We start from the raw sequence: 10,428 nt of genomic DNA, 5'->3' as shown, positions 1-10,428 counted from the left end.
GCCTCGAAAGGCGGCGGGGGCTCGCTCGTGGTGTCGCGAAGAGCGGAACCGGGTCAGCGCGAGTAGTACTCGACGACCAGCTGCTCGTCACAGATCACCGGGACCTCCTTGCGCTGCGGCGCACGGTCCAGGCGGAAGGCCAGGGCCTTCAGGTTGACCTCGAGGTACTTCGGGGTCTGGCCCTCACCCGCGTAGCCACCCTCACGGGCGACCTGGAAGGGGACCTTCTCCTTGCTGCGCTCGCGGACGGTCACCACGTAGCCCGGCTTCATCTGGAACGACGGCTTGTTGACCTTGCCACCGTTGACCTCGATGTGGCCGTGGACGACCATCTGGCGGGCCTGGTAGATGGTGCGGGCGATGCCCGAACGCAGCACCAGCGAGTCCAGACGGGTCTCCAGCTCGGCGACGAGCGCCTCACCGGTCTTGCCCTCGGCCTTCTTGGCGCGGTCGAACGCGCGCGACAGCTGCTTCTCGCTCAGGTCGTACTGGGCGCGAAGACGCTGCTTCTCGAGCAGACGGACCTTGTAGTCCGAGTTCTGCTTGCGGCCACGGCCGTGCTGGCCGGGCGGGTACGGGCGGGCCTCGAAGTACTTGACGGACTTCGGGGTCAGCGGCACACCGAGCGCGCGCGCGATCTTGACCTTGGGACGCTTCTGGTTCGCCATGAACCAAACCTTCCTTGCTTACGAATACGGCTTTCACCAGGTGTTGACGGAGGTCGCATGTCGCGACCCGGAGAAAACCCCGCCGCCTGCGCGAAGGGATCAGCCGCTCTCCGGAGCCGGGCACAAAGTGCAAGCGCGCGTGTGGCCCACCGAACCGAGGCTGGTGGGCTGCACGCGACACCGAAACGGTGCGCGACGCTCCTGGTGCGGGCCTCCCGGAGGAGGCCTACCGCCGATGCCCCGCTGGTGCGGCCGGTCGGTGGGGTCTCCCCCGCCGCCGTCCCGGGGCATGGCACTCCCATGCAGTATACCGGTGGATCACTCGCCCTTTTCCCCGGGCTGCTCCGCGGTCTTCTGCTCCGGCTTCTCCGGCGCCTTCCCGGCCTTCTTCTCCACCCTGCGCTCCCCCCGCAGCCGCCCGCGCGTCCACTCCACCACGTCCGCGTACCGGGCCTCGCCGCCGCGCCTGGTCGGCTGGTAGTACTCCTTGCCGTGCACCGCGTCCGGCGCGTACTGCTGGGCGGCGATGCCCTCCGGCAGGTCGTGCGGGTACCGGTAGCCCTTGCCGTGGCCCAGCTTGCCCGCGCCGCCGTAGTGCGCGTCCCGCAGGTGGGACGGGACGGCGCCGGCCAGGCCCTGCCGGACGTCCGCCAGCGCCGCGTCGATCGCCAGGTAGGCGGCGTTGGACTTGGGTGCCAGGGCCAGCGCGATGGCCGCCTGGGAGAGGATGATCCGGGCCTCCGGGAAGCCGATCAGGGCCACCGCCTGGGCCGCCGCCACCGCCGTCTGAAGGGCCGTCGGATCCGCCAGGCCGACGTCCTCGCTGGCCGAGATCATCAGCCGGCGGGCGATGAAGCGCGGGTCCTCCCCCGCCTCGATCATCCGGGCCAGGTAGTGCAGGGTGGCGTCCACGTCGCTGCCGCGGATCGACTTGATCAGCGCGCTCGCCACGTCGTAGTGCTGGTCGCCGTCCTTGTCGTAGCGCACCGCCGCCTGGTTGACCGCCGTCTCGGTGGTGGCCAGCGTGATGCTGGACTCGCCCTTCTCCAGTGCCGCCCCGGCCGCCGCCTCCAGCGTGGTGAGCGCCCGCCGGGCGTCCCCGCCGGCCAGCCGCACCAGGTGGTCCTCGGCCTCCGCGGACAGCTCCAGCGCGCCCTCCAGACCGCGCTCGTCGGTCACCGCGCGGCGCAGCAGCGCCCGGATGTCCTCGTCGGTCAGCGACTCCAGGGTGAGCAGCAGCGAGCGGGACAGCAGCGGGGAGATCACCGAGAAGTACGGGTTCTCCGTGGTCGCCGCGATCAGGGTGACCCAGCGGTTCTCCACGGCCGGCAGCAGTGAGTCCTGCTGGGCCTTGGAGAAGCGGTGGATCTCGTCCAGGAAGAGCACCGTCTCCCGGCCGGACATCCCGACCGCCCGCCGGGCGCCGTCGATCACCGCCCGGACCTCCTTGACCCCGGCGGTGATCGCGGACAGCTCCACGAAGCGGCCCTCGACCGCCTGGCTGATCACGTGCGCCAGGGTGGTCTTGCCGGTGCCGGGCGGCCCCCAGAGGATCACCGAGCTGGTCGCGGCCGGACCGCGCGAGCCCCCGACCAGCCGGCGCAGCGGCGAGCCGGGCTTCAGCAGCTGCCGCTGCCCGGCCACCTCGTCCAGGGTGCGCGGACGCATCCGTACGGCCAGCGGCGCCCGGCCGGGCTCCCTGGTCTGGCGTTCCTCGGCTGCGGCGGTGAAGAGGTCCGGTTCGTCCACACCGGAAGCCTATGCGAGGCCCCGGACAGCCCGCCAAGACCCACGGGAAGCGCCCTACTCCAGCCCGGCGGCGCGGTCCGGGACGTACTTCTGCAGGTCGCGCGGGGGCCGCTGGTAGCCGCGCGAGGCCGGGCGGCGCGGCAGTTTGATCTGCGGCGCCCCGATCTCCTGGTACGGCACGGTGGACAGCAGGTGGGCGATCATGTTGATCCGGGCCCGGCGCTTGTCGTCGCTCTCCACCACGTGCCAGGGCGAGTCCGGGATGTCGGTGTGGATGAACATCTCGTCCTTGGCCCGCGAGTAGTCCTCCCAGCGGGTGATCGACTCGACGTCCATCGGGGAGAGCTTCCAGCGCTTCATCGGGTCCTCCAGCCGGTCCCGGAACCGCCGTTCCTGCTCGGTGTCGCTCACCGAGAACCAGTACTTGCGCAGCAGGATGCCCGCCTCGATCAGCATCCGCTCGAAGGTCGGGCACTGGTGCAGGAACTGCCAGTACTCCTCGTCGGTGCAGAAGCCCATCACCCGCTCGACCCCGGCGCGGTTGTACCAGCTGCGGTCGAACAGCACGATCTCCCCGGCCGCCGGCAGGTGCTCGACGTACCGCTGGAAGTACCACTGGGTCTTCTGCCGCTCGGTCGGCGTGGGCAGCGCCGCGACCCGGGCGATGCGCGGGTTCAGGTACTCCGTCACCCGCTTGATCGCTCCGCCCTTGCCCGCGGCGTCACGTCCTTCGAAGACCACCACCAGCCGGGCGCCCTCGGCCCGCACCCACTCCTGGAGCTTCACCAGCTCCTGCTGCAGCCGCAGCAGCTCCCGCTCGTACGGCCTCCTCGCCAACTGCTTCGGCTTCGCGGTCCGCTGCTCCTGCGCCACCCTCTGATCCTCCGTCCGGCTGATGCTGATGCACACTCACCGTAGGCGCAGCACGGCGAATTCGCAGGTCGGAGCGGGCAGATCGGAGAGGAACGGGTCGAGACCGCGATCGGAACCGGGCGGGAGGGAACGTCGGCCCTAGACCGCGACGAAGGGCTCGGGGTAGCGGCAGAGCCCGCGCGGGCCGCCGTCGTACGCCGCCAGCGGCAGCGCCTGGAAGTACGCCTCCGGCACCTCGAACGGGCCGGTGACCGCGTGCCGCCCGGCCGGCGCGAAGCCGAACCGCGCGTAGTACTCCGGGTCGCCGAGGACGACCACGAGCTTCTCGCCCGCGTCCTCGGCCGCCGCCAGCGCGGCCCGGACGACCAGCTCGCCGACGCCCCGGCGCTGCCACTCGGGCGCCACCGCGACCGGCGCGAGCGCCAGCCCCTTGCCGCCGCCGACCCGCAGCCGGGTCAGCAGTGCGTGCCCGATCACCAGCCCCGCCTCGTCGATCGCGACCACGGACAGGCCGGGCAGCCAGGCCGGGTCGCGGCGCAGCGCGTCCACCAGGTCCGCCTCGTCCGGACCGGGGAACGCGGCCATGTGGACGCGTCTGGTCGCCGGGGCGTCCTGCGGACATTCGACTCTCGTTGTGACCTTCATGAGTCAACCCTCCCTGTGTCGCACACCGTTGTGGACCGGCCCCGGACGGCAGGTGGGCCGTCCGGGGCCGTTGCAGGTTAGCGGATGACGCAGCGTCAGGACTTGGGCTGAGCCTCGCCCTTGGCGTCCTCGCGGACCTTGGGCTGGGCGTCCACGCCGGCCTCGCGGCGCTGCGCCGGGGTGATCGGGGTCGGGGCGCCGGTCAGCGGGTCGCCGCCGGTGGACGTCTTCGGGAAGGCGATGACGTCCCGGATGGTGTCGTACCCGCCCAGCAGGGTGACGATCCGGTCCAGCCCGAAGGCGACACCGCCGTGCGGCGGCGGGCCGTAGTTGAAGGCGTCCAGCAGGAAGCCGAACTGCGAGGCCGCCTCCTCCTCGGAGAGGCCGATCGCGTCGAACGCCCGCTTCTGCACGTCGCGCTGGTGGATACGGATCGAACCGCCGCCCAGCTCCGAGCCGTTGAGGACCAGGTCGTAGGCGTTGGACAGCGCCGAGCCCGGGTCGGTGTCGAAGGTGGCCAGCGACTCCGCGGTCGGGGCGGTGAACGGGTGGTGCACCGCGTGCCAGCCCTGGAACTGGCCCTTGTCGTCCTCGATCGGCTCGAACATCGGGAAGTCGACGACCCAGAGGAAGGCCCACTTGGACTCGTCGATCAGCTCGCAGCGGCGGCCGATCTCCAGACGGGCGGCGCCGAGCAGCTCCTGCGAGGCGCGCTCCTTGCCGGCCGCGAAGAAGATCGCGTCGCCGTTCTTGGCGCCCGCGGCGGCGGCGAGGCCGGCCAGGTGCTCCTCGGAGAGGTTCTTGGCGACCGGGCCGCGCAGCTCGCCGGTCTCGGCGTCGATGAGGACGTACGCCAGGCCCTTGGCGCCGCGCGCCTTGGCCCAGTCCTGCCAGGCGTCCAGCTGCTTGCGCGGCTGCGAGGCGCCGCCGGGCATGACCACGGCGCCGACGTACGGGGCCTGGAAGACGCGGAAGTCGGTGCCCTTGAAGTACTCGGTCAGGTCGGTGAGTTCCTGGCCGAAGCGGACGTCCGGCTTGTCCGAGCCGTAGCGGCCCATGGCGTCCGCGTAGGTCATCCGCGGCAGCGGGTCGGGGATCTCGTAGCCGTGCACCTCGCGCCAGATGGCACCGACGATCTTCTCGCCGAGGGCCAGGATGTCCTCCTGGTCGACGAACGAGGCCTCGATGTCCAGCTGGGTGAACTCCGGCTGCCGGTCGGCGCGGAAGTCCTCGTCGCGGAAGCAGCGGGCGATCTGGTAGTAGCGCTCCATGCCGGCCACCATCAGCAGCTGCTTGAACAGCTGGGGCGACTGCGGCAGGGCGTACCAGTGGCCGGGCTGGAGGCGGACCGGGACCAGGAAGTCGCGGGCGCCCTCGGGGGTGGAGCGGGTGAGGTACGGCGTCTCGATGTCGAGGAAGTCGTTCTCCTCCATCACCCGGCGGATGATGTTGTTGACCTTGGAGCGCAGCCGCAGGCCCTTGGCCGGGCCCTCGCGGCGCAGGTCCAGGTAGCGGTAGCGCAGCCGGACCTCCTCGTTGACCGTGCCCGGCTCGTACTCGGCGACCGGGAAGGGCAGCGGGGCGGCCTCGGAGAGCACCTCGATCCCGCTGACGACGACCTCGACCGCACCGGTCGGGATGTCCGGGTTCTCGTTGCCCTCGGGGCGGACCCGGACGTCGCCGACGACCTTGACGCAGTACTCGGCGCGCAGGCCGTGCACCGAGTCGAGGTCGCGGACCACGATCTGCACGGTGCCGGAGGCGTCGCGCAGGTCGATGAAGGCGACGCCGCCGTGGTCGCGGCGGCGGGCGACCCAGCCGGCCAGGGTGACGGTGGTGCCTGCGTGCTCCGGGCGGAGCGTGCCCGCGTCGTGCGTGCGGATCACAGCTGCTTCTCCTTCAGGGTGGTGACGAGTGCGTCGAGGGCGACGGGGGTCTGCTCGCCGGTGCTCAGTTCCTTGAGCTGGACGACGCCCTCGGCGAGGTCCCGGTCCCCGGCGATCAGGGCGAAGCGGGCGCCGGACCGGTCGGCGGACTTCATGGCGTTCTTGATGCTCTTGACGCCGAAGGCGAGGTCGGTGGCCACGCCGGCCCGGCGCAGCTCGATCACCTTGGCGAACAGGATGTTCTTGGCCTCCTCGCCGAGCGCGACGGCGTAGACGGAGGTGGCGGCCGGAAGGTCGAGGGTGACCCCCTCGGCCTCCATCGCGAGGTAGGTGCGGTCCACGCCGAGCGCCCAGCCGACGGACGGCAGCGCCGGGCCGCCGATCATCTCGGACAGGCCGTCGTAGCGGCCGCCGCCGCCGATCGCGGACTGGGCGCCGAGGCCGTTGTGCACGAACTCGAAGGTGGTGCGGGTGTAGTAGTCCAGGCCGCGCACCAGCTTGGGGTCGTCCACGAAGTCCACGCCCGCCGCGGTGAGCAGCTCGCGGACCTTCTCGTCGTACGCCTTGCAGTCCTCGCACAGGTAGTCGCGCAGCATCGGGGCGTCGACCAGCTGGGCCTGCACCGACTCGCGCTTGTCGTCGAGGACGCGCAGCGGGTTGATCTCGGCGCGGCGACGGGTGTCCTCGTCCAGGTCCAGGCCGGCCAGGAACTCGATCAGGGCGGCGCGGTAGACCGGGCGGCACTGCTTGTCGCCGAGGCTGTTGAGCAGCAGCGAGTAGTTCCGCACGCCGAGCGAGCGGAACGCGTCGTCGGCCAGGATGATCAGCTCGGCGTCCAGCGCCGGGTCCTCGGCCCCGATCGCCTCGGCACCGACCTGGGAGAACTGGCGGTAGCGGCCCTTCTGGGCACGCTCGTAGCGGTAGTACGAGGCGGAGTACCAGAGCTTGACCGGCAGGTTGCCCTGCTTGTGCAGGTTGGCCTGGAGGGCGGCGCGCAGCACCGGCGCGGTGCCCTCGGGGCGCAGCGCGAGCTCGTCGCCGCCCTTGGTGGTGAGGGTGTACATCTCCTTGGTGACGATGTCGGTGGACTCGCCGACGCCGCGGGAGAACAGCTTCACGTCCTCGAAGACCGGGGTCTCGATGTATCCGTAACCGGCCCGGCGGGACGGCTCGGAGAGCCGGTCGCGGATCGCCAGGAAGGTCGCGGAGCCGGGGGGCAGCAGGTCGTAGGTGCCCTTGGGGGCGGTGAAGGTGCTCAACTTCTCTTCCGTCACATTCCTCGTCGCGGGAAAGCCGGGGCGCCCGCCGCCCCTGCTGCCTGTCGGAGGTAGGGGTTGGTGGCGCGCTCGCGGCCGATGGTGGTCTGACCGCCGTGGCCGGAGAGGACCACGGTGGAGTCGTCGAGGGGCAGGCACACCCGGGCCAGCGAGTTCATGATCGCCTCGCTGTCCCCGCCCGGGAGGTCGGTACGCCCTATGGAGCCGGCGAACAGCAGGTCGCCCGAGAAGAGCACCGGGGGGAGGTCCTCGGCACCGGGCGTCCGGAAGGTCACCGACCCCCCGGTATGGCCCGGGGCGTGGTCCACGGTGAGCTTCAGGCCGGCCAGCTCCAGCACGCTGCCGTCGGTGAGCTCGCGCACGTCGTCGGGCTCGCCGACGGTGAGCTCGCCCATCAGCTGGGTGCCCAGGGAGCGGCCGAGCGCCTTCTCCGGGTCGGACATCATGTACCGGTCCTCGGGGTGGATCCAGGCCGGGACGCCGCGGGCGCCGCAGACCGGGACCACCGAGGCCACGTGGTCGATGTGGCCGTGGGTGAGCAGCACGGCGACGGGCTTCAGCCGGTGCTCGCGGACCATTTCCTCGACGCCGCGGGCCGCCTGGTGGCCCGGATCGACGATGACGCACTCCTCGCCCGCCGCCGGAGCGACCAGGTAGCAGTTGGTGCCCCAGGCTCCAGCGGGGAATCCGGCGATGAACACGCGCGTCCTTCGGGTGTGCGGCGGTCGGCTGCGGCGGCTGCCAGTGGTGATGCTGCCAGTGGTGATGTAGGTGCAGCCTACCGGCGCCGCGGGTCCGGTTGCGAACCAGACAGGGGTGACGGGGCGCCGCGGCCCGGCAGGTTCACCGTGTTCTTACAGGCCCGGTCCCTACACTTGGCCGCCGAGGGATGCGATGATCCGCTCCGGAATCCATCCACTTTTCCCGCACATCCGTAGGAGACACGGCCGGTGGTCAGCAGCGAACAGCGGCGGCGGCAGCTCGCCCGAGAGAAGTACGAGCGCCAGTTGGAGCGCCGGGTCGCGGCCCAGGCCGCGCGCAGGCGGCGCAACACGATCCTGGGCGCCTCGCTCGCCGTCGTGCTGCTGGCCGGCGGTGGCACCCTGATCGCCACCGGCGCGTTCAGCTCGGACGACAAGGGCGACAAGAAGGCCTCGGCCGCGAAGAGCGCCGTGCCGACCGACGCCGGGGAGCCGACCACCCCGACCCGCAAGCCGGTCGAGGGCTGCGCCGCCCCGGCGCCGGGCGCGCCCAACGGCAAGCAGTGGCAGGCCGAGCCGCCCATGACGATCGACCCGAGCGGTTCGTACGCCATGACGCTGGACAGCACCTGCGGCAAGGTGACGATCGCCCTGGACGCGGCCAAGGCCCCGCACACCGTGAACTCCTTCGCGTTCCTGGCCGGCGAGCAGTACTTCGACCACACCAAGTGCCACCGCCTCACCACCGACGGCATCTACGTGCTCCAGTGCGGCGACCCGACGGCCAGCGCGACCGTCCCGGGCGGCTCCGGCGGCCCCGGCTACAAGTTCGCGGACGAGAACCTGAGCGGCGCGACCTACCCGGCCGGCACCGTGGCGATGGCCAACTCCGGCCCGGGCACCAACGGCAGCCAGTTCTTCCTGGTCTACAAGGACACCAAGCTGCCGCCGAACTACACCCCCTTCGGCAAGGTCACCGGTGGCCTGGACGTGGTGCAGAAGATCGCCGCCGCGGGCACCCTGGAGGGCTCGTCGGACGGCCACCCGATGGCCGACGTCACCTTCAACTCCGTTACGGTGGCGAAGGGTTGACCGACTCCGGGGCCGTCTGTGAGTGGCCTGCGCGCCGCTCCCGAACGGCCCCGGACCGAAATCGCCCGGCCCGGATGCGGACAGCACCGGTCCTGGTCGCCTATGTTGGCGTTGTATAGGGTGCCCGGACCCGCCTAGCCGTCACCCTCGGCAGCAAGGCACGGCGGACGGGGACGGCGGACTCTTTCGGTCCGTCGCACATCAACTGTGGACGACGGACGCGCGCCGCCCCGGCGCGGGCGCGACGTCATGTGGAGGACGCGCTATGAGCAGCGACCCGTGGGGCCGTGTGGACGAGCAGGGCACGGTCTACGTCAGGACGGCCGACGGTGAACGCGTCGTCGGTTCCTGGCAGGCCGGCTCGCCCGAGGAGGCCCTCGCCTACTTCGAGCGCAAGTACCAGGGCATCGAGGTGGAGATCGGCCTGCTGGAGAAGCGGGTGCGCACCACCGACCTGGCCGCCAAGGACGCCCAGACCGCGCTGGAGCACCTGCGCGCCCAGGTGGTCGAGGGGCACGCGGTCGGCGACCTGGAGTCCCTGGCGAAGCGGCTGGACACGCTCGCCGGCGAGATCGAGAGCCGGCGCGAGGAGCGCAAGGCCGCCCGCGCCAAGGCCCAGGACGAGGCCCGTGGGGCCAAGGAGGCCCTGGTCGCCGAGGCCGAGAAGCTCGCCGAGTCCACCCAGTGGCGGGAGGCCGGGGACCGGCTGCGCGCCCTGGTGGACACCTGGAAGGGCCTGCCGCGGCTGGACCGCAAGAGCGACGACGAGCTGTGGCACCGCTTCTCGCACGCCCGCTCGGTCTTCTCCAAGCACCGCAAGGCGCACTTCGCCACCCTGGACGCCGAGCGCGACAAGGCCCGGCAGACCAAGGAGGCGCTGGTCGCCGAGGCCGAGGCGCTGTCCTCGTCCACGGAGTGGGGCAGCACCGCGGCCGCCTACCGCGACCTGATGGCGCGCTGGAAGGCCGCCGGCCGGGCCCAGCGGGACATCGAGGACGAGCTGTGGGCGCGGTTCCGCGGCGCCCAGGACGTCTTCTTCCAGGCCCGCTCCGCGGTGTTCAGCGAGCGGGACGCCGAGCAGGTGGCCAACCAGAAGCTCAAGGAGGCGCTGGCCACCGAGGCCGAGGCGATCCTGCCGATCACCGACCTCAAGGCCGCCAAGGCCGCGCTGCGCGAGGTCAACGAGCGCTGGGAGGCGATCGGGCACGTGCCGCGCGAGGTCCGTCCGAAGCTGGACGGCCGGCTGAACGCGGTCGAGCGGGCCATCCGCGAGGCCGAGGACGCCGAGTGGAAGCGCTCCAACCCGGAGGCCAAGGCCCGCGCGGCCGGCATGGTGGGCCTGTTCCAGGCGAAGGCCGACAAGATCCAGGCCGACCTGGACAAGGCCCGCGCGGCCGGCAACGCCTCCAGGGCGGCCAAGCTGGAGTCCGAGCTGGCCGGCGTGCAGACCCTGCTGGAGCAGGCGCACAAGAGCCAGGAGGAGTTCAGCGGCTGACCGTCCTGACGCCCTGAACGACGAAGGCCCCCGGGATCGCTC

Annotated in this window: 9 protein-coding genes; 2 read left to right on the top strand and 7 right to left on the bottom strand. The window is 71.6% G+C overall.

The genetic code is table 11. From position 1 onward, the window contains the following. Positions 1–53: 53 nt before the first annotated feature. From rpsD to ACFU7Y_RS30950, 7 genes are all read right to left on the bottom strand, one after another. The gene (rpsD, locus tag ACFU7Y_RS30980) at positions 54–668 is read right to left on the bottom strand and encodes a 30S ribosomal protein S4 (protein WP_270148363.1); all 615 of its coding nucleotides are present in this window, start codon (positions 666–668) and stop codon (positions 54–56) included. 318 nt (positions 669–986) lie between these two features. Next, on the bottom strand, positions 987–2,417 hold the full coding sequence (locus ACFU7Y_RS30975) for a replication-associated recombination protein A (protein ID WP_380770379.1): 1,431 nt from the start codon (positions 2,415–2,417) through the stop codon (positions 987–989). Positions 2,418–2,471: 54 nt separating this feature from the next. After that, complete coding sequence (ppk2, locus tag ACFU7Y_RS30970) at positions 2,472–3,290, bottom strand: polyphosphate kinase 2 (protein ID WP_224282413.1); 819 nt, start codon at positions 3,288–3,290, stop codon at positions 2,472–2,474. A gap of 138 nt (positions 3,291–3,428) precedes the next feature. After that, positions 3,429–3,935 (bottom strand): GNAT family N-acetyltransferase, encoded by a 507-nt coding sequence (locus tag ACFU7Y_RS30965; protein ID WP_380770378.1) that lies wholly within the window; start codon positions 3,933–3,935, stop codon positions 3,429–3,431. 95 nt (positions 3,936–4,030) lie between these two features. Continuing rightward, positions 4,031–5,821 (bottom strand): aspartate--tRNA ligase, encoded by a 1,791-nt coding sequence (gene aspS, locus ACFU7Y_RS30960; protein ID WP_224281765.1) that lies wholly within the window; start codon positions 5,819–5,821, stop codon positions 4,031–4,033. Further along, the gene (gene hisS / locus ACFU7Y_RS30955) at positions 5,818–7,080 is read right to left on the bottom strand and encodes a histidine--tRNA ligase (RefSeq protein WP_224281764.1); all 1,263 of its coding nucleotides are present in this window, start codon (positions 7,078–7,080) and stop codon (positions 5,818–5,820) included. Before hisS ends, aspS begins: the two co-directional genes overlap by 4 nt. Before the next feature lie 11 nt (positions 7,081–7,091). Then, the gene (locus tag ACFU7Y_RS30950) at positions 7,092–7,799 is read right to left on the bottom strand and encodes an MBL fold metallo-hydrolase (protein WP_074002379.1); all 708 of its coding nucleotides are present in this window, start codon (positions 7,797–7,799) and stop codon (positions 7,092–7,094) included. Between the two features lie 249 nt (positions 7,800–8,048). Between ACFU7Y_RS30950 and ACFU7Y_RS30945 the strand changes: the two genes are divergently transcribed. Continuing rightward, on the top strand, positions 8,049–8,891 hold the full coding sequence (locus tag ACFU7Y_RS30945) for a peptidylprolyl isomerase (protein WP_224281763.1): 843 nt from the start codon (positions 8,049–8,051) through the stop codon (positions 8,889–8,891). A gap of 265 nt (positions 8,892–9,156) precedes the next feature. Continuing rightward, positions 9,157–10,386 carry a DUF349 domain-containing protein gene (locus tag ACFU7Y_RS30940; RefSeq protein ID WP_224281761.1) on the top strand — a complete coding sequence of 410 codons (1,230 nt, stop codon included), beginning with the start codon at positions 9,157–9,159 and terminating at the stop codon, positions 10,384–10,386. Positions 10,387–10,428 lie beyond the last annotated feature (42 nt).

The organism is Kitasatospora sp. NPDC057542, from assembly GCF_042801945.1.
Taxonomy (GTDB): domain Bacteria; phylum Actinomycetota; class Actinomycetes; order Streptomycetales; family Streptomycetaceae; genus Kitasatospora.
The sequence above is the reverse complement of the archived record's forward strand: the minus strand, read 5'-3'. Positions and strand labels throughout refer to the sequence as shown.

Coding starts and splice junctions, on each gene's coding strand:
- ACFU7Y_RS30965 (WP_380770378.1), bottom strand. CDS start 3,935: ATGAAGGTCACAACGAGAGTCGAATGTCCGCAGGACGCCCCGGCGACC.
- rpsD (WP_270148363.1), bottom strand. CDS start 668: ATGGCGAACCAGAAGCGTCCCAAGGTCAAGATCGCGCGCGCGCTCGGT.
- ACFU7Y_RS30940 (WP_224281761.1), top strand. CDS start 9,157: ATGAGCAGCGACCCGTGGGGCCGTGTGGACGAGCAGGGCACGGTCTAC.